General features: G+C 63.7%; 22 protein-coding genes. 10 read left to right on the top strand and 12 right to left on the bottom strand.

The window, feature by feature from the left end; all coding sequences use genetic code 11:
- Positions 1-309: 309 nt before the first annotated feature.
- Positions 310-2,349 (bottom strand): DNA primase, encoded by a 2,040-nt coding sequence (gene dnaG / locus V1280_RS36210; protein ID WP_334535423.1) that lies wholly within the window; start codon positions 2,347-2,349, stop codon positions 310-312.
- Between the two features lie 304 nt (positions 2,350-2,653).
- Here dnaG and V1280_RS36205 point away from each other — a divergent pair, with 304 nt between their 5' ends.
- Entirely contained in the window at positions 2,654-3,217 is a 564-nt protein-coding gene (locus tag V1280_RS36205; RefSeq protein WP_334535422.1) for a chlorite dismutase family protein, read from the top strand.
- Positions 3,218-3,411: 194 nt separating this feature from the next.
- Here the strand turns inward: V1280_RS36205 and V1280_RS36200 are convergent, their stop codons facing one another.
- A complete protein-coding gene (locus V1280_RS36200) occupies positions 3,412-3,810 on the bottom strand; it encodes a gamma-glutamylcyclotransferase family protein (protein ID WP_334535421.1) in 399 nt (132 codons plus the stop codon).
- A gap of 181 nt (positions 3,811-3,991) precedes the next feature.
- The gene (locus tag V1280_RS36195) at positions 3,992-4,903 is read right to left on the bottom strand and encodes a transglutaminase family protein (protein WP_334535420.1); all 912 of its coding nucleotides are present in this window, start codon (positions 4,901-4,903) and stop codon (positions 3,992-3,994) included.
- A gap of 93 nt (positions 4,904-4,996) precedes the next feature.
- Between V1280_RS36195 and V1280_RS36190 the strand changes: the two genes are divergently transcribed.
- Entirely contained in the window at positions 4,997-5,803 is an 807-nt protein-coding gene (locus tag V1280_RS36190) for an N-formylglutamate amidohydrolase (RefSeq protein WP_334535419.1), read from the top strand.
- Between the two features lie 49 nt (positions 5,804-5,852).
- On the opposite strand, the gene V1280_RS36185 is transcribed toward V1280_RS36190, so the two are convergent.
- The 3 genes from V1280_RS36185 to V1280_RS36175 are packed head-to-tail and all read right to left on the bottom strand — an operon-like array spanning position 5,853 to position 8,514.
- Positions 5,853-6,470: a LysE family translocator gene (locus V1280_RS36185; RefSeq protein WP_334538495.1), complete on the bottom strand. Its 618-nt coding sequence runs from the start codon at positions 6,468-6,470 to the stop codon at positions 5,853-5,855.
- A gap of 50 nt (positions 6,471-6,520) precedes the next feature.
- Complete coding sequence (locus tag V1280_RS36180; protein WP_334535418.1) at positions 6,521-7,066, bottom strand: hypothetical protein; 546 nt, start codon at positions 7,064-7,066, stop codon at positions 6,521-6,523.
- Between the two features lie 2 nt (positions 7,067-7,068).
- Positions 7,069-8,514: an LVIVD repeat-containing protein gene (locus tag V1280_RS36175; protein WP_334535417.1), complete on the bottom strand. Its 1,446-nt coding sequence runs from the start codon at positions 8,512-8,514 to the stop codon at positions 7,069-7,071.
- A gap of 116 nt (positions 8,515-8,630) precedes the next feature.
- Here V1280_RS36175 and V1280_RS36170 point away from each other — a divergent pair, with 116 nt between their 5' ends.
- From V1280_RS36170 to V1280_RS36160, 3 genes are read left to right on the top strand one after another with little or no spacing between them, the layout of a single operon-like run.
- Positions 8,631-8,945 carry an ArsR/SmtB family transcription factor gene (locus V1280_RS36170; RefSeq protein ID WP_334535416.1) on the top strand — a complete coding sequence of 105 codons (315 nt, stop codon included), beginning with the start codon at positions 8,631-8,633 and terminating at the stop codon, positions 8,943-8,945.
- Positions 8,938-9,408, top strand: coding sequence for an SRPBCC family protein (locus V1280_RS36165; protein ID WP_334535415.1), 471 nt, complete (start codon positions 8,938-8,940; stop codon positions 9,406-9,408). The genes V1280_RS36170 and V1280_RS36165 overlap by 8 nt, the downstream gene beginning before the upstream one ends.
- Positions 9,405-9,917 (top strand): SRPBCC family protein, encoded by a 513-nt coding sequence (locus V1280_RS36160; protein ID WP_334535414.1) that lies wholly within the window; start codon positions 9,405-9,407, stop codon positions 9,915-9,917. Before V1280_RS36165 ends, V1280_RS36160 begins: the two co-directional genes overlap by 4 nt.
- 18 nt (positions 9,918-9,935) lie before the next feature.
- Here the strand turns inward: V1280_RS36160 and V1280_RS36155 are convergent, their stop codons facing one another.
- Positions 9,936-10,115, bottom strand: a complete 180-nt coding sequence (locus V1280_RS36155; protein ID WP_334535413.1) for a hypothetical protein — start codon at positions 10,113-10,115, stop codon at positions 9,936-9,938.
- Between the two features lie 429 nt (positions 10,116-10,544).
- Between V1280_RS36155 and V1280_RS36150 the strand changes: the two genes are divergently transcribed.
- The gene (locus tag V1280_RS36150; RefSeq protein WP_334535412.1) at positions 10,545-12,773 is read left to right on the top strand and encodes an ATP-binding protein; all 2,229 of its coding nucleotides are present in this window, start codon (positions 10,545-10,547) and stop codon (positions 12,771-12,773) included.
- Positions 12,774-12,785: 12 nt separating this feature from the next.
- Here V1280_RS36150 and V1280_RS36145 read toward each other — a convergent pair whose 3' ends face one another.
- The 3 genes from V1280_RS36145 to V1280_RS36135 form a co-directional block, all read right to left on the bottom strand.
- The gene (locus V1280_RS36145) at positions 12,786-14,396 is read right to left on the bottom strand and encodes an acyl-CoA synthetase (protein ID WP_334535411.1); all 1,611 of its coding nucleotides are present in this window, start codon (positions 14,394-14,396) and stop codon (positions 12,786-12,788) included.
- Between the two features lie 3 nt (positions 14,397-14,399).
- Positions 14,400-15,539 carry an epoxide hydrolase family protein gene (locus tag V1280_RS36140; RefSeq protein WP_334535410.1) on the bottom strand — a complete coding sequence of 380 codons (1,140 nt, stop codon included), beginning with the start codon at positions 15,537-15,539 and terminating at the stop codon, positions 14,400-14,402.
- Between the two features lie 273 nt (positions 15,540-15,812).
- Complete coding sequence (locus V1280_RS36135; protein WP_148770881.1) at positions 15,813-16,268, bottom strand: GatB/YqeY domain-containing protein; 456 nt, start codon at positions 16,266-16,268, stop codon at positions 15,813-15,815.
- Between the two features lie 224 nt (positions 16,269-16,492).
- On the opposite strand from V1280_RS36135, the gene carA reads away from it, so the two are divergent.
- Together carA and V1280_RS36125 are read left to right on the top strand one after the other, a co-directional pair.
- Positions 16,493-17,683 carry a glutamine-hydrolyzing carbamoyl-phosphate synthase small subunit gene (carA, locus tag V1280_RS36130; RefSeq protein WP_334535409.1) on the top strand — a complete coding sequence of 397 codons (1,191 nt, stop codon included), beginning with the start codon at positions 16,493-16,495 and terminating at the stop codon, positions 17,681-17,683.
- Between the two features lie 127 nt (positions 17,684-17,810).
- Positions 17,811-18,332, top strand: coding sequence for a cupin domain-containing protein (locus V1280_RS36125; protein ID WP_334535408.1), 522 nt, complete (start codon positions 17,811-17,813; stop codon positions 18,330-18,332).
- Between the two features lie 125 nt (positions 18,333-18,457).
- On the opposite strand, the gene V1280_RS36120 is transcribed toward V1280_RS36125, so the two are convergent.
- Positions 18,458-18,982 carry a Dps family protein gene (locus tag V1280_RS36120; protein ID WP_148770884.1) on the bottom strand — a complete coding sequence of 175 codons (525 nt, stop codon included), beginning with the start codon at positions 18,980-18,982 and terminating at the stop codon, positions 18,458-18,460.
- A gap of 104 nt (positions 18,983-19,086) precedes the next feature.
- On the opposite strand from V1280_RS36120, the gene V1280_RS36115 reads away from it, so the two are divergent.
- Positions 19,087-19,788, top strand: a complete 702-nt coding sequence (locus V1280_RS36115; protein ID WP_334535407.1) for a class I SAM-dependent methyltransferase — start codon at positions 19,087-19,089, stop codon at positions 19,786-19,788.
- Positions 19,789-20,043: 255 nt separating this feature from the next.
- Here the strand turns inward: V1280_RS36115 and V1280_RS36110 are convergent, their stop codons facing one another.
- Positions 20,044-20,415, bottom strand: coding sequence for an ArsR/SmtB family transcription factor (locus V1280_RS36110; RefSeq protein ID WP_334535406.1), 372 nt, complete (start codon positions 20,413-20,415; stop codon positions 20,044-20,046).
- Positions 20,416-20,527: 112 nt separating this feature from the next.
- On the opposite strand from V1280_RS36110, the gene V1280_RS36105 reads away from it, so the two are divergent.
- A complete protein-coding gene (locus tag V1280_RS36105; protein WP_334535405.1) occupies positions 20,528-21,697 on the top strand; it encodes an MFS transporter in 1,170 nt (389 codons plus the stop codon).
- Positions 21,698-21,757: the final 60 nt, after the last annotated feature.

Below are 21,757 nucleotides of genomic sequence, written 5' to 3'. Positions count from 1 at the left end.
GCTCGACGCTCTCGCTTCGTCAGATCTCGACACGGAAAGGGCGGCGCGAACATCCGATCGCCACCCCGACCCTTCTCTCGCCGGATTTGCCTAACGCTTCGTGAGCCTCTTTGTCGCAGCGGATGCAGGTGAAGTGCCAACAGCTATTGCGCGGATTCATTCCTGACGCGTCTGTTCTGCCTGCGGCCGCCTGGGGGCCAAAGTGCTACAAGACCGTTAAGCCTCGATTAACCCTGTTTTTGCCGCCAAACCTTGGATTTGGCGAGTCTTTTAGCGGTTCCGGCCCTAGCCGTCCGCATGATTCTTTCATCACACGCTCTTCTGGAACCGGCCCGACAGCTCGCCAAAACCCTCGATCAGGGCCTCGGTGCCGTCGACCTCGGCCAGCCGAGCCTTCACATCACGCAGCCACGCCAAATTGGCCTCGCTGGGGTCCTCCCCCAAGGCCAGCTCGGCGTCTTTCAACTCTCTAAGTAGTGAATGGTATTGCCGATGCAAGACAACGAGCTGGTGCCACGTGGCAAGAACGTCATCCCGAGCCGCGCCCTCGCGGGCGCCCCACACTGCCGCAGTGGTGATGCCACCCTCAACCCTTTGAAGAAGCTGTGCAAATCCGCCCTTTTCGATATCGGCCCGCATCTTTTCAGCCTGCTCGCCGGGGTCCGGTGAGTGGTGATGATCGTTGGCGAAAGCGGCGATGATGCCGGCCCTGAGCTTGTGGGCCTCGGGGTGGGCGAATTCCAGCGCCATCACCTCTTCAAGGTACTCATGCAGCAGCCAGGGGTGATTGATCAGGCTTTGCAGGATCAGGGCCTCGCGGCGGGAGATAGCGCTGCGCTGGCCCCGCATGATCGGGCTTGCCGCGAGCTGGGGGCTCGCTGCCTGATAGGGGCCGGAGGGGAGCGGCGCCGGGCCGGGCGGGCCGCGGCGGCCTCCACCAAAGCCCTGGCCGAATGCATGGCCGAATCCCTGGCCACCGAATCGATTCGCTTGTCCCCCGCCGCGGGGCTGGAACGGGCGACCGCCGCCCTGGCGAAAATTACCCCGGCCGGCATAGCCGCCGCGCCCGCCATCGGGCGAGAAGGTGCGCTGCAGCCGCTCGACGAACTCGTCGCGATAATAGCGCCGCACCACCTCGTCGCGGATGCCGTTGGACAATTCCTTGATGCGTGCTTCCAGCGCGGCGCGGCGCTCGGGGGTTGCAAAATTGCCGCCTTCGAGCTCACGCGACCAGATCATGTCGGCGAGCGGGCGCGCTGCCGCGATCACTTCCTCGATCGCGCCACGGCCGCCGGAGCGCGCGAGATCATCGGGGTCCTGCCCCTCCGGCAGCAGCGCAAAGCGCAGGCTCTTGCCTGGCGCGAGAAAAGGCAGCGCGAGGTCGGCAGCGCGATACGCAGCCTTCTGTCCGGCGCGGTCGCCGTCGAAGCAGAGGATCGGCTCGTCCGCCATCTTCCACAGCAGCGCGAGCTGGTTTTCGGTCAACGCAGTGCCGAGCGGCGCGACGGCACCGGCGAAACCCGCAGTGACCATGGCGATGACGTCGACATAGCCTTCGACCACGATCAGCGATGCCCCGTCATGGGTGGCTTTGCGCGCGGTCTGGTGATTGTAGAGATTGTCGCCCTTGTGGAAGAGCGGCGTCTCCGGCGAGTTCAGATACTTTGCCGGAACGTCCTTCTCCAGCGCGCGTCCGCCGAAGGCGATGACGCGGCCACGCACATCCGTGATCGGAAACATCACGCGATCGCGGAAACGGTCGTAGGGCACGGGGATATCGTCGCCGGCCACCAGAAGCCCGGTCTCGACCATGTCCTCGACGGAGACGCCGAGCTTGCCGAGATGCTCCTTCAGCGCGAAGCGCTCGGGTGGTGGCGGCGCATAGCCCAGCCGAAACTGCAATTGCGTCGCCGGCGAGATCGCGCGGTCGGCAAGATAGCCGCGCGCTTTCGCACCGACGCGCGAGGCCAATGTCTCGGAGAAAAACTTGGCCGCAAGCTCCATCACGTCATGCAGCGTGCGGCGGCGCTGCTCGTGCCGCGCCGCATCCGGCGTCACCGCCGGCAGCGGCAGGCCGGCCATGCTGGCGAGCCGCTCGACGGCCTCGGCAAACGGCAGGCCGTCGGTCTCCATCACGAAGTTGATGATGTCGCCGTGCTTGCCGGAGGAGAAGTCGTGGTAAAAACCCTTCTGGTCGTTGACGTAGAAGGACGGCGTCTTCTCCTGCTGGAACGGCGACAGCCCCTTCCACTCCCGCCCCGCCTTCTTCAGCTTGACGCGCTTGCCCACGACCTCGGAGACCGAAAGCCGGGCACGCAGCTCGTCAAGGAATTGGGGCGTGAAGCGCATGGCCATTGGCTGTGTGTAGCGCGAACCAGGGTGAGTCGGGCGAAAGATCAGGGATATAGGTGCGGGCGACCTAAAAGTCAGGTTTGTCAGGATTATCCGGGTTATTCGACCTATGCACAGGGTCCTCTCACCGTCACCCTGAGGTGCTCGCCCCTTCGGCGAGCCTCGAAGGGCGACGGCCCGGCTGCATCGGGGCCGATTCATCCTTCGAGGCTCACACTGCTTTGCAGTGTGAGCGCCTCAGGATGACGGGGCGGGCACAAGAGCCACTTGAACCCCGCCCGGTTCCACGCTTCCATAGGCCATGTTCAGGACCTTTCGGGGTGGCCATAGCGGGGGCTGGCGCGTGACCTCGCTGTCATCCGTGACGGGCGAGCCCCTGCCCTTCGTGCCGGCGCTGTCGGTCAACGACAGCGACGCCGTCTCGTTGCCGCTGGTGCCCTCGCGCAATGCGTGGCGGCTGGTCGGTGTGCCCAGCAGCTTGCGCTACACCGAGCGGCCCGAGAAGCAGGAGCTGATGAGCGTGCAGGCTGGCCTCGGCAGGCTGGAGGCAACCAGCGCGGCGCTGATCCCGATCCGCAAATCGCAGGCCTGGTGGGAACTGACGCAGGAGGAGCGCCGCAAGATATTTGAAGACAAGTCGCACCACATCGCCAGCAGCCTTCGTTTTCTGCCCGCTATCGCGCGCCAGCTCTATCACTGCCGCGACCTCGGCGAGCCCTTCGATTTCCTGACCTGGTTCGAGTTCGCACCCGCGGACGCCTCGCTGTTCGAGGAGCTGGTCGGAATGCTCAGACAAACCGAGGAATGGACCTATGTCGAGCGCGAGGTGGATGTCCGCATGGTGAAGGAAGTGCTGTCGGCCTAGTGGTCGAACTGCCAGCCACGATGAAGGTGCGCTCCCTCGCCCCGTTCTTACGGGGAGAGGGTTGGGGTGAGGGGCCTCTATCCACAAAGACGGCGAGAGATGGATTCGCTGAGAGCCCCCCTCACCCGGATTGCATCTGCGATGCAATCCGACCTCTCCCCGCAAGCGGGGCGAGGTGAAGCAAACAGCCGCCGTCAATGATCCAGGAAGCGACCGGACTCGATGTGCGGCAGGTCCGTTACCGGCCAGTTGTAGACATAGGTCCAGGCCGGCGCCGTCGCGCCGTCTGCGCCGGTCACGTCGATCAGCTGGCGCAGATATTCCGTCGGCTGCGGAAAGCCTTCGCCACAGGCTTCGTACATGTCGAGCTCGCGCAGGAGCTCGTCGCCAGCGCGCAAGTGGAAGAGTTCGCCGTGCGCGACATCGGATGAGGCGTCGGACAGCAGCAATCCCGGATAGTGCTTCACCAGCACAAGCCGGCCGCGGCAGCTCGCCTCGCCGAGGAAATCCGCATGCTGCGCCAGCAGCCGCGCCATCGGATGGTCGAAGCCGCGCATCAGGGTGCCGTAGACGAAGAGACGATCGGAGGCCATGGGGCTCTATAGCTGTGAATGATGCGGAACGACAGAGCTGCATATTCGCTGTCGTCCTGGCGAAGGCCAGGACCCATAGCCACCGAGCGCCGAAACGGGCACTCTGTTGGCCACATCACGTGCCACACAAACAGTCGGGGTAATGGATCCTGGCTTTCGCCAGAACGATGGCGGTGGGTGTCTACAAAACCTCCGCTTCCAGCTCCTCGCCGCTCCGCTGCTCGTCCGAGACCACCCTGATGCTGACGTCCATGACGTCGAAGGCATCCTGGGTGCCGACATAGATGCCGTGCAGCGGGATGGCCTGGCGCGGATCGCGGGCGACCGCAACGCGGATGAGGTCGCGGGTGCCGACGATGCCATTGGTCGGATCGAACTCGATCCAGCCCGCGCTCGGCAGATAGACCTGCACCCAGGCATGGGTCGCGCCGCCGCCGACATGGTGCTGTGCGATGTCTTCGGGCACGAAGATGTAGCCGGAGACGAAGCGCGCGGCGATGCCGAGCCGGCGTAGCGCCTCGATCATGAACAGCGCATAGTCGCGGCAGGTGCCGGTGCCCCACTGCAACGTATCGAACGGGGCTTGCGTGCCGGGCTCATGACGCCTGCGGTATTTGAACTGCTTGCGGATGGCGTGCGTGATGCGGCTCAAGATCGTGAAGGTCGGCGACGGCGCGTCATCGTCGAGAAAGCTGCGCGCCCATTCCGCGATCTTGCCGTCGGGATCGGGATATTGCGGCGTGATGTACTGGACGAGATCGGGCAATTCCGCGTCATGATAGACGAAGGGATAGAAGTAGGCGGGATCGTCCGGCGTCAACGCGAATTCTTCCACCGGGTTGTGTTCGACGGTGACGTGCCAGTCGAAGGTCAGCTTATCCGCGCGCGCGTCGAAATCAGCGATCGCGACCGAATTGCCGAACACGTCGTGGATCCAGCGCAGCGACATCGGCTCCGGCGAGATCTCGAGCCGGGAGTCGAGCACGCGCAGATCGTGGCCGTTGCTTGGACGCAGCATGAATCTGTGCTCACCGAAGGCGACGGGACGGTTGTAGCGATATTCGGTCTTGTGATGAATCGTCAGCAGCGGCATCGTCGGGAGATCATGGTGATTTTGGGCAGACCCATTGTGAATGATTCTTTGCCCAATTTCCGGGGGCGACTGCTTTTTCCATAGGTAATCAGGATGGCTTTCAACACAGCCGAGGCGACGGATCAACTCCTGGGACAAGGCGATATTCCGCCAGTGCATGAGGTGAATGCAAAGGGCACATCGCCCTTCCTGCTCACATCGGACCATTACGGCCGCATTCTGCCAAGTGCGCTCGGCGATCTCGGCGTCTCGCAAAGCGAGCTTGTCAGGCACATCGCCTGGGACATCGGCATCGCCGGCGTGGCCGAGCGGATGGCGGAGATGCTGGATGCCCATCTGATCGCACAGCGATATTCGCGGCTCGTGATCGACTGCAACCGCTCGCCTGGCGTGGCGAGCTCGATCCCCGTGATATCGGAGGCAACTACGATCCCGCGCAACGAGGGCATTTCGGACGGCGAGCGCGCGGCGCGGCGGCGCGAGATTTTTGAGCCCTATCATCACCGCATCAATGCTGCGATCGACAACCGGATCCACGCCAAGCGGCCGACGGTACTGGTGTCGCTGCACAGTTTTACGCCTGTTTATGCCGGCGTCGCGCGGCCCTGGCACATTGGCGCGCTCTACAATCGCGACAGGGTGCTCTCACAGCTGCTGCTGAACCATCTGCGGGCCGAAGGCGATCTCGTCGTCGGCGACAACGAGCCCTATGCGGTGAGCGATCTCAGCGACTACACCATCCCCGTCCACGGCGAAGCCCGCGGCCTCGTCAACACCGGCATCGAGATCCGCCAGGACCTGATCGCAGACCAATCCGGCCAGCAGCAATGGGCGGAGCGGCTGGCGCGGATTTTTGCGGAGATCGAGATGGAGTTGAAGCCGGAGCTGTTGGCCGACTAGCCTCGCGTCGCCACGAACAGCGCGAGCGCGGCACAACCGGATTGTCCGCTCATTTGGCCCGGATCAATGCCAGCCAGATGCCGCCGCCGATCATGAAGCCACCGGAGACGCGCGACACCATGCGGGTGCGGCGCGCCGAGAAAAAGCCGCGGACTTGACCGGCAAGCAGCGCGTAGATCCCGTCCGTCAAGCCGGCAAGCACCATGAAGGTTAATCCGAGCACCAGGACCTGCGACAGGTGATCCTTGCTCATGTCCATGAATTGCGGAATGAACGCGCCGAAGAACACCAGCAGCTTCGGGTTCGACAACGCCACGATAAAGCCTTGTAGAAGAAAGCCGCCGCGAGGGGGCGACGGAGGCTCATCAGCGGAGACGCCCTCAACCGGAGAGCGGATCAGCTTGAAGCCGAGCCAGACCAGATAGGCCGCGCCCGCAAAGCGCACCCAGTTGAACCAATAGCCCATCGTCGCCATCAGCGTGGTGAGGCCCACCGCAAGGACACCAATCACGATCAGCAGCCCGACCTGCACGCCGAGAATGTTGGTCAGCGCCGCGCGGGTGCCGTGGCGTAGGCCGTTGGCAATGACGAGGGTGACGATCGGGCCCGGCAGCAGCGCGAGCGCAATGCAGGCGGCAACGAAGGCGAGATAGGCTTGCATGGACATCATGATGAGGACTCAAGCTGGGGGCGTTTGCCTGTATTAATGCATGGCACTTACTTCCCGTCCAGCGCCGCTGTCACCCATGCTTTCATCTCCTGCGTCTCCAGGAATGCGAGCGCCGCATGCTGCATCGCGTTGGCGTCGCCCCGCCCTTGCGCCGCCGCGACAAAGAGATCGCAGCGCCGCGAGACGGCAATGCCGACCGCGGCATGGCTCGCACCGTCATAGATGGCGAGATCATAGCGCCGCGCACGACCGTGCATCTCGCCGACATGTACCGCCTGGCCCGGCGCGGTCGCCGCAAAGCGCGGGGTGATCAGATCGATATCGGCGACGCGATCGACCTCGTCGTCATCGGCGACGCCGCTGTCGCAATTGCAGAAGCCGCGCTTGGCACGGATGTAGAGCTCGGCGCCGTCGCAGGCGCCTCCCTCGCAGCGAAACGCACGGCCCGCGGGCCAGCCGTCGCGCGGGAACGGCCAGGCGAGCTCGCGCCAATGCGCCGATGTCGGCGCGGGCGACTGCCCGAGCTGATAGGCGCCGACGCCGGATCCGCCGAGCACGGCAAGGACGAGTGCGATCGTCGCCGCCGATCGCATCGTCAGTTCTTCGGCAAGCCGGCGACGGCGCGTGCCGTCCCGGTCAGCTCGAGAATGTGCAAGCCGGTGTTGGCGCGGTCGACGATGTAGATGTAGCCGCGATCGTCGGTCTCGACATTGTTGGTCTGGATCGCGACCTTGCAGCGCTCACCGCCCTCGACCGGAATGCAGCGCTTGTCGGTCGCCGGCGTGATCGCAGGAATGAAATAGCCGACTTCCCTGGGATGATAGGGATCGCGGATGTCGAGCGCGCGCACGCCGGCATTGAAGAAGGCGATGAAAGCCATCTTCTTGTAGTAGACCGGCGCCATGCTCTCGTTCGAGGAATGCGAGCCGAAGCGGCCGCCGCGCTGGCAGAATTGCCCGCTCGCCTCCGGCACGGTGTAGCTCGATATCATCATCGGCCGCGTTTCGGTGGTGACGTCGGCGAACCACACCATCTGCCGCGCCTCGCCGCATTCGTTCAAGATCGCCTCGTCGACGATCATGACGATGTCGCGGGTCTTGCCGTCCTTGTCCTCGGCGAATTCCGCAACGGGCATGTCGAGCATCGGAAACGTGGTGTGCGCGCCGTTGAACGCAGACATCGGCATCCGCGAGATCTCGGGAAGGCGCAGATTGTCCGGCGTCGGCTCCTTCGGTCCGTTCAGAAGCTTCTCGCGATCGACGATCTGCAAAATGCCGCCCTTATTGGTGCCGTAACCGAAATAGACGCGGTTGCCATTGGGCCCGGTCGAGATCGGCCCATGCAGCTCGGTCGGCACCGCACCGGTCGATCCGGGCTCCTGGCCGGGCAGGCCGAAGTCGCGGATTTTTTGCGGATGGGCCGGATCGGAGAGATCATAGATCTGTGTCATCCGCCGTGTGCGCCAGTCCGGCGCCCCCGAGACGAGATAGGCGATGCCGGTGTCGCATTCCCACCAGCTCTTGTGCGTGTCCTTCAAGCCACTGAGGCGCGTGATCAGCGCGGGATTGGCGGGATCGGCCACGTTCCAGATCTCATGCGCCTCGCTGCCAAAGGTGCGCAGCATGTAAACCGCATTGGGATCGCCCTTCGGCAAAGTCTTGCCGTCGCACACGCGCACCATCTGCGCGCCACCAGATTCATATTTGCCCTCCTGTCCCGGCAGGTGCCTGAGATATTTGGGATGCGCGGGATCGGTGACATCGACGATCGAGGTGCCGTTCGGCTCCGCCTGGCCCGTCATCGGATTGACGGGCGCCGGCACGTCATCGGTGCCGCCGTGGTGTCCGATATAGGCGATCCAGCGGTCGCCCTGGTGATGGATGGTCGGCTGATAGGCGCTGCGCGCCTGCAAATCGTTGGTGCCCACCAGCTTCATGTTGGACGCCTCAGGCGCCGCACCGATGGTCTGCTTCTGGGCGTGAACAAAGGTGCTGCCGGCGAAAAGGACGAGGGCGGCAGCAGTCAGGACGCAACGGAACATCAAAGTCCTCCCGGAACCAATCTGCGTTGGCTGAGATTCAAGGCTAGCATAGCCATTTGTGCGCGCCAAAGACATCGTCTTGACATGCAACCATTTAGTTGCCTATTATCGCTGCCATGGATGAGGTCTTCAAAGCGCTCGCCGATGCATCGCGACGGTCGCTGCTGGACAGGCTTCACGCCAGGAACGGCCAGACCTTGAACGAGCTTTGCGAAGGCCTGGAGATGACGCGCCAGGCGGTGACAAAACACATGGTCATCCTGGAAGAGGCCAATCTGGTCACGACCATCAAACATGGCCGCGAGAAGCTGCACTATCTCAATCCGGTGCCGATCCACCAGATCGGCGAACGCTGGATCAGGAAATTCGAACGCGGCAAGCTCGCCGCGCTCAGCGAGTTGAAACGCCAGTTGGAGAAGCGTGATGAGTAAGCCGCAATTCGTCTATGTCACTTACATCGAGACCACGCCGGAAAAGCTGTGGGAGGCGCTGACGTCGAGCGCGTTCACGCGGCAATACTGGTTCGGCGCCGAAGTTCGCTCCGACTGGACGGTCGGCTCGCCCTTTGCGCTCACGCTCGACGGCGAAATCACCGATTCCGGCGAAATCCTCGAGGCCGATCCGCCGCGGCGCCTGTCCTACAGCTTCAAGCACCACAAATATGAAGAGCTGCGCGGCGAGCCGATCTCGCGCGTCGTCTTCACCATCGAACCCTTTGGCTCGCTCGTGCGTTTGACCGTGTTGCATGACGGCTTCGTCGAGGGCGGCAAGTATCTCGGCGCCGTCTCCAATGGCTGGCCGGCGATCCTGTCCCAGCTCAAGAGCCTGCTGGAGACTGGCAAGCTGCTCGGCATTCCGCGCGCGGCGCTCAACAAGGGGTTCGACGCCAAATGAATCTCGACCAATTCAAACCGCTGACGGTCTACATCATCTACATTGCCTCCACGCCGGAGAAGGTGTGGGAGGCGCTGACCTCGGCCGAGTTCAGCCGAAAGTATTTTTCCGGCTTTGCAGTGGAGATGCAGCCGAAGCTCGGCGGCAGCTTCATCGTGCGTGCGCCCGATGGTTCGGAGCACATCTCCGGCGAAGTGTTCGAATACGATCCGCCGAGGAAGCTGACGGTGACGTGGAACGTCAACTGGCCCGACCTCGTCGCCAAGCTCGGCACCACGCTCGTCACCTACGAGATCGAGCCAGCCGGTGAAGCCGTCCGCCTCACCATGAGCGAACGCCACGACCGCGAGCTCAGCGACGACATCCTCTCCGGCGGCCGCACCGGCTGGCCCGCGATCCTGTCGGGGCTGAAGAGTTTGCTGGAAACAGGGAAGGCGCCGCAGATCAAGATGACACCGCCAGCGCGGATGCTGGCGGCGTTGAAGGCGATGGGGATCAATACGCCGTAGCGGCCAGAATTTGCGGCCTCAATACTTTTTCTTCACCACCGGCGGATGAATCTCGTCGATCTTGCGACGGCAATCCCCTTCCGAGCCGTGCGGGCCCGAGACGAAGGTCCCGCTGACCTTGATCGCGTACCAGCCCGACTCGACGCCGAGCCGCAGCGCTTCTTCTGTCTTGACGTGCCGTGGGGAGAGAGTTTGCATCAGGTGCTTTCGGTTGGCGTTCGATCTCATATCGAAGCGCAGTGGAATCTTTCAGGTATCCGTCGTGATCAGCAGGCTCCGCGGGTGCGAGGTATGAGCTGTTTCACATCGCCCGCGTATAGTCGTGGCGCCGCGTGTGCGCAGAGACGACTGTTCTTTCCGACATTGGCGCACCGTGCGCGCAATCACGGCAATTAGCTATCGTTTTCTCGCCCCCGCCGGACTTTTGAAGCGCCGAATGCCGCTGTCGACGAAGCGTGCAGGCCGAGCAGGGACGGCGGGACGATTGTGGCGACGCCGCAATGCACGCGCAGCGAAATCTTGACCATCGGTACGATTTTCCAGCCGGTGCCTATGGACTGCGCAGACGATCGTGCCGCAAATTGTACCTCCGAACAAACACGCGCGAAGAGCGGACCCGCCCGACCGATGAGCCTGCGTACCCGGTTACTGATCCTCGTCATCGCGGCCATGCTGGTGCCGGCGAGCCTCGTTGGCTTGCGCTTCGTGCAAAACCGGACCAGCGAGATCAACGCGGCCCTGGCCAATCTGGCCGCATCCGCCGACGACATCGCGAGCGATCTGAACGAGAAGATCCAGGGCACCGCGCAGCTTCACTACGGCCTCGCCCGCGCCCGCGACCTCGACACGCGCGACAAGGCGGCATGCTCGGCGTTTCTGTCGGACGTGCGTGAAGAATATCCGCAGTTCACGGGCATCCTGACCATCGATCCCGATGGCAGCCTGTTCTGCGACTCGCTCCGGACCAATCGCACGCTCGATCTCAATGATCGTGCCTATTTCAAGCAGGCGAAGGTCTCGCAGGGTGTCGTCGCGGTGGAGCCGGTGTTCGGTCGCCTGACCGGATTATCTGTGCTCCAGATCGCCTACCCCGTGCGATCGGATGCGGGCGCGCTGAAATTCGTGCTGCTCGCTTCGTTCAACCTGAACAAATTCGCGGAATTTCACGACAAGCGTTTGCTCGCCGAGAAGGAGATCCTGTTCGTCGACAGCAAAGGGACTGTCCTTGTCGCCCCCAAGGGCAGCGGCTGGAGTGAGCCCGTCGGCGCGTCGATCGCTGGGTCCGACCTGTTCCGCTTCGCGGCAACGCCGGATGGCGAAGCGTCGCGAGAGGTCACCGATCGCCAGGGCCGCACACAGGTCTGGGCCGTCGCCCGTTCGCCGTCGATCCGCAAGGCCGGCCTCACCATCATGGTCGGACGCTCCAAGGACGGACTGGTCGCGGCGGCGAACCGCCGGCTCTACGAGGACATGGCGATCCTCGCGGTGGCCTCGCTGCTGCTGCTGGCCGGCATCTGGATCCTCGCGACCGTCAGCGTCGGGCGCCAGGTCGGACGGCTTGCCGCAATGGCAAAGCGACTCGGGCTTGGCGATCTCAGCGCGCGCATTCCACCGCCGCATCCGAGCGGCGAGCTCGGCGGATTGATGGCCCTGCTCAACGGCACCGCCGAGTCGCTGGAGCAGCAACGCGCCGCCATCGCCGACCTCAGCCACAAGCTCAGCCAGTCCCAGAAGATGGAAGCCATGGGCCAGCTCACCGGCGGCGTGGCGCACGATTTCAACAATCTCCTGACCGTCATTCTCGGCAACTCCGAGCATCTCGCCGACAGGCTGGCAGGCAACAAGGAATTGCAACGGATCGCCAGCGATATCGCGACCGCCGCCGAGCGCGGCTCCGACCTGACACGCAGCCTGCTCGCCTTCGCGCGCAAGCAGCCGCTTCGGCCTAGAGAGATCGACATTGCCGAGAAGGTCGTCGGCATGGAGCAGCTGTTGCGCCGGTCGCTCGGCGAGCACATCGAATGCAGCTTCGCGTTTGGAACCGATTTGTGGCTGACCAGTGTTGATCCCGGCCAACTGGCAACCGCCCTGCTCAATCTCGTGCTCAACGCGCGCGACGCGATGCCTGACGGCGGCAGACTGACGGTCGAGGTGCGCAACAACTCGCTCGGTCAGTCCGACCTCGACGTCAACGGCGAGCCGCGCCCCGGCGACTACGTCATGGTGGCCGTGACCGATAGCGGCTGCGGCATGGCAGCCGATGTCGCCAGCCGCGCGTTCGAGCCGTTCTTCACCACCAAGGAGGTCGGCAAGGGCACCGGGCTCGGCCTGAGCATGGTCTACGGGTTTGCGCAACAGTCCGGCGGTCTCGTGCAGTTGCAGTCCGAACCGGGGCAAGGCAGCGTCGTCAGGCTGTTCTTCCCGCGCATCGCGGCGACGCTGAATGAGGAGACGGCTCCTGCGGAACAGATCATCGCCCCCGACGGAAGTGAGACCGTTCTCGTCGTCGAGGACGACGACATGGTGCGGGCCTATGTCGAGAGCGAACTGCGGACGCTGGGCTACCGCGTCATCGCCACCTCGAACGGGCCGGCGGCGCTGGAGCTGCTGCGCCAGCCGGACGAGATCCATCTGCTGTTCACCGACGTCGTGATGCCCGGTGGCATGTTCGGTCCGGAGCTTGCGCGGCAAGCAACTGCCTTACGGCCCGATCTCAAAGTGCTCTTCACCTCCGGCTACAGCCAAAATCCCGTCAAGACGCCCGACGGGGTCGACGCCCGCATTCTGACAAAGCCGTTCAAGCGGCAGGATCTTGCCGCGATGCTGCGGTCCGCGTTATCGGCGCCGTCGCGCTAGAGGACTATCGCGTCAACCCCTCGCCCGCAACTCGCGCCGGAGCACCTTGCCGGTCGCCGTCATCGGCAAGGTCTCGGCGAATTCGACGAAGCGCGGATATTCGTGCGCTGCGAGCTGCACTTTCACGAATTCCTGGATTTCGCGCGCCAGTGTATCGCCCGCAGCAAAGCCCGGGCGCAGCACGATCCAGGCCTTGATCGATTCCGTGCGGATCGGATCGGGAATGCCGACCACGGCGGCCATCGCCACCGACGGGTGCTTCATCAGTGTATGCTCGATCTCGGACGGGCCGACGCGATAGCCGGCGGTGGTGATGACGTCGTCCTCGCGGCTGACGTACCAGAAATAGCCGTCCTCATCCTGCACGCCGAGATCACCGGTGAGCAGGAATTCGCCGGCATATTTCTTCGCCGTCGCTTCGGGATTGCGCCAGTATTCGAGCATGGTCACGGGGCACGGCTGGCGCACGCCGATGATGCCGCGCTGCCCGCGTGGCTGCTCCTCGCCCTTGTCGTTGACGATGCGGACATCAAAACCCGGCGTCGCCTTGCCCATCGAGCCGGGGCGGATCGGAAACAGGTTCGAATTGCTGCCGATCACGAGATTGCACTCGGTTTGGCCGAATACTTCATGGGCGTCGACGCCAAAGGTCTCGCGCACCCAGCCGAGCAACTCGCCGCCGAGCGATTCACCGCCGGTAAAGATGCTGCGCAGCTTGACGCCCGAATGTTTCACGCCGGCCTGTCGCATCAGCTTCAGCGCCGTCGGCGGCAGGAAGACATTGCGGACACCGAGATCGGCCATCATCTGCATCGCCGCCTGCGGCTCGAATTTTCGCGCGCGATGACCGACCAGGGGAATGCCGTGATACCAGAACGCGAACAGGCCATTGACGAGCCCGCCGATCCAGGCCCAGTCCGCCGGCGTCCACATGAGATCGCCGGGCCTGGGCAGGAAGTTGTGGCACATCTCGACATTCGGCAGGTGACCGAGCACGACGCGGTGCGCATGCAGCGCGCCCTTCGGATTGCCGGTCGTGCCTGACGTGTAGATGATCAGCGCGGGGTCGTCAGCTGAGGTGTCGACCGTCGCAAAGTCCTCCGAGGCGGTTTCGATCGCCGACCAGAACGGTTTTGCGCCGGCGTGGACGGCGCCGCTTGTGACATAGATGTCTTGCAGGTAGGGCAACCGGTCGCGGACCTTTGTGAGCTTTTCCCAGCCGGCCTCATCGGTGATGATGGCTCTTGCTTGTGAATTCGACAGGCGGAATTCCAGCGCGTCCTCGCCGAACAACGCGAACAGTGGGATCGAGATCATTCCCGAACGAAAGGCGGCGAGATGCGCGATCGGCAATTCCAGTGACTGCGAAAGGAACACGGCGACACGATCGCCGCGCGCGAGCCCATCGGTCTTCAGCACATTGGCAAAGCGCCGCGACATCTCCGCGACCTCGTCGAAGGAGGTGCGCGTGGTGGCGCCGTTCTCGTCGACATAGACCAGCGCGAGACGACCGGTGCCATCGGCGTGGCGATCGCAGCACGCCTCCGCCATGTTGAAGCGCGCCGGGATATCCCAGCGGAAATTTTGATAGAGCTCGTCGTAGGTCTTGGCTTCGGTCAGCATGATTCAGCGCACCGTCGCAAAGAATTTCCTGACGTCGCGCACGAACAGCTCCGGCTGCTCGAATGCGGCAAAGTGCCCGCCCTTCTCCATCTCGCTCCAATGCGTGATGTTGTGGAAGTTCGGCTCCATCCAGCGCCGCACCGGCGTAATGATCTCCTTGGGGAATACCGCCACCCCCGTCGGCACGGTCACTTTGGGCGTCGTCCGGCGCTTGCCAAAGCTTTCCCAATAGAGCCGCGCCGACGATGTCGCCGTCTCGGTCGTCCAATAGAGCATGACGTTGTCGAGCAGCTCGTCCTTGTCAAAAATGTTCTCGGGGTGGCCGTCGCAATCGGTCCAGGCCCAGAACTTTTCCAGGATCCAGGCGGCCTGCCCGCTCGGCGAATCCGTCAAGCCGTAGCCGAGCGTCTGCGGTCGCGTCGATTGCTGCTTGGAGTAGCCGGAGTCGAGATCGACATAATGCTTGAGCCCCGCCAGCGCACGCTTCTCTTCCGCCGTCGGCTCGCCCTCGACCTTCGGCGCCGCGTTGAAGGCCAGCGTGATGTGGATGCCGGCGCAATGCTCCGCGTCCTGCCCACCGAGCGAGGTCGTCACCGCCGAGCCCCAGTCGCCGCCTTGCGCGCCGTAACGCGCGTAACCCAGCCGGTCCATCAGCTTCGCCCAGGTCGCCGCGATGCGGTCGACGCCCCAGCCGGTGGTCGCAGGCTTGGCAGAGAAGCCGAAGCCCGGCAGCGAGGGGCAGATCACATGAAAGGCGTCCGCGGGATTGCCGCCATGCGCGACCGGATCGACCAGCGGCGCGATCACCTTCTGGAATTCGACGATCGAGCCGGGCCAACCATGGGTGATGATCAGCGGCAGCGCGTTCGCTTCTTTCGAGCGCACATGCAGGAAGTGGATGTCGAGCCCGTCGATCTCGGTGGTGAACTGATCGAAGCGATTGAGTTTTGCTTCACGCGCGCGCCAGTCGTAACCGTCGGCCCAATAGGCGCAGATCTCCCGGATCCATTTCAGCGGCGCGCCCTGGCTCCAGTCATCGACCAGCTCCGCCTCCGGCCAGCGCGTGCGGGCGAGGCGTGATTTGAGGTCGGCGAGGATATCGTCGCTGATGGCGATGCGGAACGGCTTGATCGCGGCGGTCATCGGTTAGCTCCCGATTGTTTATGCCGGGAGAGTAGACCGAACTTATCCGGCAACAAAGGTCCACCTTCTCCCCTTGCGGGAGAAGGTGGCGTAGGCGGCCTTCGGCCGCCGTTCTTAAGAACGCCGAAGCAAAGCTTCGGCTATGGCGCCGGATGAGGGGTATCTCTCCGCGAACCGAATTGCGAGAGACGTACTCGTGGAGAGATACCCCTCACCCGTCTCGCCGCTTCGCGGCGAGCCACCCTCTCCCGCAAGGGGAGAGGGGAAGACGGCTCAGCCCGTCAGCGCCGCCTTCACCAGGCCGCTGGCCTTGCCGAAATCCATCTGCCCGGCGTACTTCGCCCGCAACGCCGCGATCACCTTGCCCATGTCCTTCATGCCGGCGGCGCCGGTCTCGGTGATGGCGTCCGCGATCGCCTTCTTCACCTCGTCGTCCGACATCTGCTTCGGCAAGTACGCCGAGATGACCGCGATCTCTTCCCGCTCCTGCGCGGCGAGCTCGGCGCGGCCACCCTTGTCGTAGAGCTCGACCGACTCCTGGCGCTGCTTGATCATCTTCTGGAAGACGCCGAGCAAATCGGCATCCGACAGCGGCGGCTTGCCGTTGCCGCGCGCCTCGATGTCGGCGTTCTTGATGGTCGAGTTGACCATGCGCAGCGTGGACAGCTTGCGCTCGTTCTTGGCCTTCATGGCCTCCTTGACCGCATTGTTGATGTCGTCGCGCAGCATGACCGTGATCCTCTCAATCCGTTGCGCCTGATCTAAGCCGTTTGCGGGAAAGAGGCCATACCGGGCCCACGGTTGATTGTTTCCGATCCGGCTGCCGAAACTGCGCAAAAATTACCCTTTCCAGCTTAAGTGCCTGAGGGGACCTGTCAAATATGCAAAAACGCATGTGAATCCGGCGTTTCCCGCTTTGACGGGCGCGCGTCGGGGGCTTATGAAGCGGGCTCATGACACAACATGAAAACGATACCGCTTGGCCGGACCATAAACCGACCGCGCTCCTCGTGCTCGCCGATGGCACGGTGCTCGAAGGCTTTGGTCTCGGCGCCGAAGGCCACGCCGTCGGTGAAGTCTGCTTCAACACCGCGATGACCGGCTATGAGGAGATCCTCACCGATCCCTCCTATGCCGGCCAGCTCATCACCTTCACCTTCCCGCATATCGGCAATGTCGGTACCAATGAGGAAGATATCGAGACGGTGAACATGGCCGCGACGCCCGGCGCGCGCGGCGTGATCCTGCGCACCGCGATCACCAACCCCTCGAATTACCGCGCCACCAAGCATCTCGACCAGTGGCTGAAGGCGCGCGGCATCATTGGCCTTTCCGGCATCGACACGCGCGCGTTGACTGCGCTGATCCGCTCGAAGGGCATGCCCAACGCCGTGATCGCGCACGCCAAGGACGGCGAGTTCGATTTGCATGGCATGAAGGAAGAAGCGCGCGAATGGCCCGGCCTCGAGGGCATGGACCTCGTGCCGATGGTCACAAGCGGCCAACGCTTCACCTGGGACGAGACGCCCTGGCTGTGGGACAAGGGTTTTGGCCGCCAGGACAAGGCCGAGTTCAACGTCGTCGCCATCGACTACGGCATCAAGCGCAACATTTTGCGCCTGCTCGCCGGCGTCGGCTGCAAGGTGACGGTGGTGCCGGCGACGACCTCGTCCGAAGACATTCTGGCGATGAAGCCGGACGGCGTATTCCTGTCGAACGGCCCGGGCGATCCGGCCGCGACCGGGAAATACGCCGTACCCGTGATCCAGGACGTGATCAAGTCGGGCACGCCGACCTTCGGAATCTGCCTCGGCCATCAGATGCTCGGCCTCGCCGTCGGCGCGAAGACCAAGAAGATGCATCAGGGCCATCACGGCGCCAATCATCCCGTGAAGGACGAGACCACCGGCAAGGTCGAGATCACCTCGATGAACCATGGTTTCGCCGTGGACGAGAACACGCTGCCGAAGGGCGCAACGCAAACCCACATCTCGCTGTTCGACGGATCCAATTGCGGCATCCAGCTCGACGGCAGGCCGGTGTTCTCGGTGCAGTATCATCCCGAGGCGTCGCCGGGTCCGCGCGACTCGCACTATCTGTTCCAGCGCTTTGCCGATCTGATGCGGCAGAAGAAGAGCGCGTAAGGCTCCGCTCTCTCGCAACCTGCTTTGACGACATCGAGCCCGGGGCCTTGTCCCGGGCTTTTTCGTCAAGGGAACGCCGCCTCACGCCGCTCGTTGATCTCTGCTACGATTGTGCAGGAGCCCTGCCATGTCCGTCGTCCGCGATTATGCCGAACCGCTCGCCATCGTGTTCGAGGATGACGGGCTGGTGCCGAACAACATTCTCCCCTTTCTGGTCTACCAGGGCGCGCTGAAGCTCGATCCGAAGCGTCCCGAGGAGACCATCGAAAACCTGTTCGAAACCAACAATTGGGGCGGCACATGGCGCAACGGCGTCTACGATTACCTGCACTACCACGCGACAGTGCATGAGGTGCTCGGCGTCGCGCGCGGCCATGCCCGCGTTCGCTTCGGCGGCGATCACGGCAAGGAGCTCGACATCAAGGCCGGGGATGTCGCAATCCTGCCGGCCGGCATCGGACATCAGTGCATGAATGCGAGCGGTGATTTCTGCGTGATCGGCGCCTATCCGCCGGGATCAAAGATGGAGATCACGCGGGCCACACCGGAGAATCACGCCAAGGCGTTGAAGACGATTCCAAAGGTCGCGCGGCCGCCGGCCGATCCGGTGACGGGCAAGCACGGCGCATTGATGCGGCTGTGGCGGTAGTCACAACAACGGTGCCGTAGGGTGGGCAAAGCGAAGCGTGCCCACCAATCGATTTGAATTGTGAGAATAGATGGTGGGCACGGCGCGCAAGAGCGCGCCTTTGCCCACCCTACGGCACCGTGCCCTTACGCCTCGTTGCCGCCTTCCTGGCGCGTCGCCTCGAACAGGAACCAGGTGCGACGCTCGGTCTCGTCGATGAAGTTTTCGAGGATGCTGGCGCTGGCGACGTCGCCGGCGTCGTCGCAGACCTCGTGCGCTTTGCGCATTGCCGCGGCGACATGCTTGTTGTCCTGCATCAACTCACGCAGCATTTCGCGCGGCGGCACGTAGTCCTCGTTATTGTCCTTGATGGTCTGGAGCTTTGCGATCTGGCCGATCGATTTCACCGTGGCGCCGCCGATCTTGCGGACGCGCTCGGCAAGCTGGTCGGTGGTGGCAAAAATCTGGTCCGACTGCTCGTCGAGCAGCAGATGGTAATCGCGGAAATGCCGGCCGCTGATGTGCCAGTGGAAATTCTTGGTCTTGAGGTACAGCGCGAAGGCGTCGGCCAGAAGCACGTTGAGCGCCTCCGAGACCTTGTTGACCGCCTGGGGCTGGAGATCGGTGGGGGTGTCGAGGTCGGGAGAGACCTTGCTAGGGGCTTTGCTCACGGGAAACCTTCCTGTTAGGACGCGGACATTGACGGCGCGCCGTCGCACCCCTAACGCAAGGCGGGCAGCGCGGTTCCAACACAGGAACCGCTGGGCGGGATACCATGGACGATTGGATCGATTATTACGACTCGACGCATACGATCTATGTCAGCAAGCTGCATCGCGATTTGCACTTCCAGATCATCGCGCGGGACATCATCGGCTACATCACCTCGCCGGAGGCGACCGTGCTGGACTATGCCTGCGGCGAGGCGCTGTCAGCGAGCCAGGTGGCGGCTGCCTGCGGCCAGTTGATCCTGGCCGAGCCCGCACCCGGCGTGCGCGGCCGGCTGATCGCGCGGTTTGCGCCCAACACCAGGATCCGCGTCCGCTCGCTCGACGACGTCCGCAAGATGCAGCAACAGTCCATCGATCTCGTCGTGATGAACTCGGTCGCACAATACATGACGGCGGAGGAGCTCGATGCCGCACTCCTCAATGTCCGGCGCATCCTGAAACCGTCCGGCAAGCTGGTGCTCGGCGATATCCTGCAGCCGCATGTCGGCATGGGCCGGGACGTGACGGCGTTGCTCTCCTTCGGCTTGCGTCACGGCTTCCTGAAGGACGCGCTGATCGGGTTGGTCAGCACCGCGCTGTCAGATTACCGTCATCTGCGCTCGCGCATCGGGCTGAAGCGCTACAGCGAGGACGAGATCACGGCCAAGCTGAAGGCGGCGGGCTTCGCCAGCCAACGCGCCGACACCAATATCGGCCACAACCGCTGGCGCATGACATTCATCGCGCGGCCGCCTCTGGTCCGTTAAGTTCCTTTCGCGCGTTAAGCATAACGATTGGCTGAGGTGGCTTGTCGCAGCTCGATCGGCAATGATCGCCGCGGCCCGGTGGCGGAAGCGTCTACGCGAGAGCAGTGCATCGCTCTTCATCCTGGTTCAAATCCAGGCCGGGTCTCCAGCCTTCGCTGGCTCCGCCAGCTTCGGCTAGGCAAGCCCTGTCGTAGCGAAGGCTGCCTCGGCGAAGCCCGAAGGGCGAAGACGGGCACGCTTCGACGGATCCCAATCTCACCCCGCCTCCACCACATCGCACTCCGCAACAAGCTGAAGCCTGTCCGCGTCCTTCGCCGCTGACTTGAGCACGGCATCGAGCAGCCCGGGAAAACGCGCCTCGAGATCCTCGCGACGCAGCCGCATGAAGCGGTTCGTGCCCGCCACGCGCGTCTGCATCAGCCCGCAATCGCGCAGCTTTGCGAAGTGATAGGCGAGGTTCGACTTGCCGGAGAGGCCGTTGAAGTCGCCGCAGCGGAGCTCGCTGCTGACACGTTCCTGCTGGGCGAGCTGATACACGATCGCCAACCGGATCGGATCGCTCAGACAATCCAGAACCAGCGGCAGCTCGATCTGCTCGCGGGTGGGGTGGGGAGGTGTGCGGCTCATGATCCCTGAATCATAGCGATGCGGCCGTAATGTTCAATAGTTCTTGAACCAATTGACTCCCAGACAGTCGTATTCGATAGTTCAATAAACATTGAACATAGGATTATATGCAATGAGCGTGTTCTGGCTGGCCCTGGGGGCCTTTGCGATCGGCACAGAAAGCTTTGTCATTGCTGGGCTTTTGCCGTCGATCGCCAGCGACCTCTCGATTTCGGTCTCGGCCGCCGGCCAATTGGTCACCGCCTACGCCCTCACCTACGCCGTGGGCTCGCCGATCCTGGCGGTGACGCTGAACAACATCGACCGCCGCACCGTGCTGGCGCTCGCGCTCGTGACCTTCATCGCCGGAAACCTCGCCGCGATGGTTGCATCCAACTACGCCCTGCTGCTGGCCTCGCGCATGCTGATGGCGCTGGGCTCCGGACTGTGCATGCCGACGGCGCTAGCCGTCTCGGTCGCCGTCGCCTCGCCGGAACGGCGCGGTCGTGCGGTGGCGCTCGTCACCTCGGGCCTCACGGTCGCGACCGTCGTCGGCGTGCCCCTCGGCAATCTCGTTGGCAGCTGGCTGGGCTGGCGCGCGACCTTCGCCATGGTTGCGATGATCGGCGCTGCTGCGCTCGCCGGCCTGCTGCTCGGCCTGCCTCGCGGCCTGCCGCGCAACACGGCCTCGCTCGGCGAAAGGTTGGCGGTGGCGCGTCACAGCAATGTCGTGATCGCGCTTCTGATCACGATTTTATGGGCGCTTGGCGGCTTCACCGTGTTCACCTATTTCGCGGTCCCGTTGCGCGGCCTCGGCTTCGACGCCTCGCAGATCAGCCTTGCCCTGCTGGTGTTCGGCGGCGCAGCCGCGATCGGGAATATGCTTGGCGGCGTCCTGGCCGACCGGCTCGGCACGATGGCCACCGCGGCGCTCGGGCTCACCGGCATGGCGAGCGCGCTGATCCTGCATTCGCTCGTCCTGAAACTGCTGCCGGGGCAGGCACATTACGCGGTGCTGGGCGCGATCTTCCTCTGGGGTCTCTCGGGCTGGGCGTTCTATCCGGCCCAGATCGCCAGCATCATCCGGATCGAGCCGCAGGCCTCGATGATCGCGCTCTCGCTCAACGCCTCCGCCATGTATCTCGGCTTCGCCATCGGCGGGGCCCTGGGCGGGGCCGTGCTGGCCACCCTCTCGCCAAACGACCTCGGCTGGATCGGCGGAACGAGCGTTGCCGCCTCGCTTCTGGTGCATCTCGCCCGTGGCTGGCAGGCGCGGCTGAAACCCGTCAAAATTGCCGGTTGATGGGGCGTTTTTCGGGGTTTCGCCGCCCCGAAAACTGGTCTAAGACCCACCCGCGCGCGA

Source organism: Bradyrhizobium sp. AZCC 2230 (assembly GCF_036924495.1).
GTDB classification, from domain to species: domain Bacteria; phylum Pseudomonadota; class Alphaproteobacteria; order Rhizobiales; family Xanthobacteraceae; genus Bradyrhizobium; species Bradyrhizobium rifense.
Note: the sequence above shows the minus strand (reverse complement) of the source record. Positions and strands in the feature narration are given on the sequence as shown.

Excerpts from the sequence above, each read along its gene's own strand:
- dnaG (WP_334535423.1), bottom strand. The coding sequence starts at position 2,349 with ATGCGCTTCACGCCCCAATTCCTTGACGAGCTGCGTGCCCGGCTTTCG.
- V1280_RS36205 (WP_334535422.1), top strand. The coding sequence starts at position 2,654 with ATGTTCAGGACCTTTCGGGGTGGCCATAGCGGGGGCTGGCGCGTGACC.
- V1280_RS36200 (WP_334535421.1), bottom strand. The coding sequence starts at position 3,810 with ATGGCCTCCGATCGTCTCTTCGTCTACGGCACCCTGATGCGCGGCTTC.
- V1280_RS36195 (WP_334535420.1), bottom strand. The coding sequence starts at position 4,903 with ATGCCGCTGCTGACGATTCATCACAAGACCGAATATCGCTACAACCGT.
- V1280_RS36190 (WP_334535419.1), top strand. The coding sequence starts at position 4,997 with ATGGCTTTCAACACAGCCGAGGCGACGGATCAACTCCTGGGACAAGGC.
- V1280_RS36185 (WP_334538495.1), bottom strand. The coding sequence starts at position 6,470 with ATGTCCATGCAAGCCTATCTCGCCTTCGTTGCCGCCTGCATTGCGCTC.
- V1280_RS36180 (WP_334535418.1), bottom strand. The coding sequence starts at position 7,066 with ATGCGATCGGCGGCGACGATCGCACTCGTCCTTGCCGTGCTCGGCGGA.
- V1280_RS36175 (WP_334535417.1), bottom strand. The coding sequence starts at position 8,514 with ATGTTCCGTTGCGTCCTGACTGCTGCCGCCCTCGTCCTTTTCGCCGGC.
- V1280_RS36170 (WP_334535416.1), top strand. The coding sequence starts at position 8,631 with ATGGATGAGGTCTTCAAAGCGCTCGCCGATGCATCGCGACGGTCGCTG.
- V1280_RS36165 (WP_334535415.1), top strand. The coding sequence starts at position 8,938 with ATGAGTAAGCCGCAATTCGTCTATGTCACTTACATCGAGACCACGCCG.
- V1280_RS36160 (WP_334535414.1), top strand. The coding sequence starts at position 9,405 with ATGAATCTCGACCAATTCAAACCGCTGACGGTCTACATCATCTACATT.
- V1280_RS36155 (WP_334535413.1), bottom strand. The coding sequence starts at position 10,115 with ATGCAAACTCTCTCCCCACGGCACGTCAAGACAGAAGAAGCGCTGCGG.
- V1280_RS36150 (WP_334535412.1), top strand. The coding sequence starts at position 10,545 with ATGAGCCTGCGTACCCGGTTACTGATCCTCGTCATCGCGGCCATGCTG.
- V1280_RS36145 (WP_334535411.1), bottom strand. The coding sequence starts at position 14,396 with ATGCTGACCGAAGCCAAGACCTACGACGAGCTCTATCAAAATTTCCGC.
- V1280_RS36140 (WP_334535410.1), bottom strand. The coding sequence starts at position 15,539 with ATGACCGCCGCGATCAAGCCGTTCCGCATCGCCATCAGCGACGATATC.
- V1280_RS36135 (WP_148770881.1), bottom strand. The coding sequence starts at position 16,268 with ATGCTGCGCGACGACATCAACAATGCGGTCAAGGAGGCCATGAAGGCC.
- carA (WP_334535409.1), top strand. The coding sequence starts at position 16,493 with ATGACACAACATGAAAACGATACCGCTTGGCCGGACCATAAACCGACC.
- V1280_RS36125 (WP_334535408.1), top strand. The coding sequence starts at position 17,811 with ATGTCCGTCGTCCGCGATTATGCCGAACCGCTCGCCATCGTGTTCGAG.
- V1280_RS36115 (WP_334535407.1), top strand. The coding sequence starts at position 19,087 with ATGGACGATTGGATCGATTATTACGACTCGACGCATACGATCTATGTC.
- V1280_RS36110 (WP_334535406.1), bottom strand. The coding sequence starts at position 20,415 with ATGAGCCGCACACCTCCCCACCCCACCCGCGAGCAGATCGAGCTGCCG.
- V1280_RS36105 (WP_334535405.1), top strand. The coding sequence starts at position 20,528 with ATGAGCGTGTTCTGGCTGGCCCTGGGGGCCTTTGCGATCGGCACAGAA.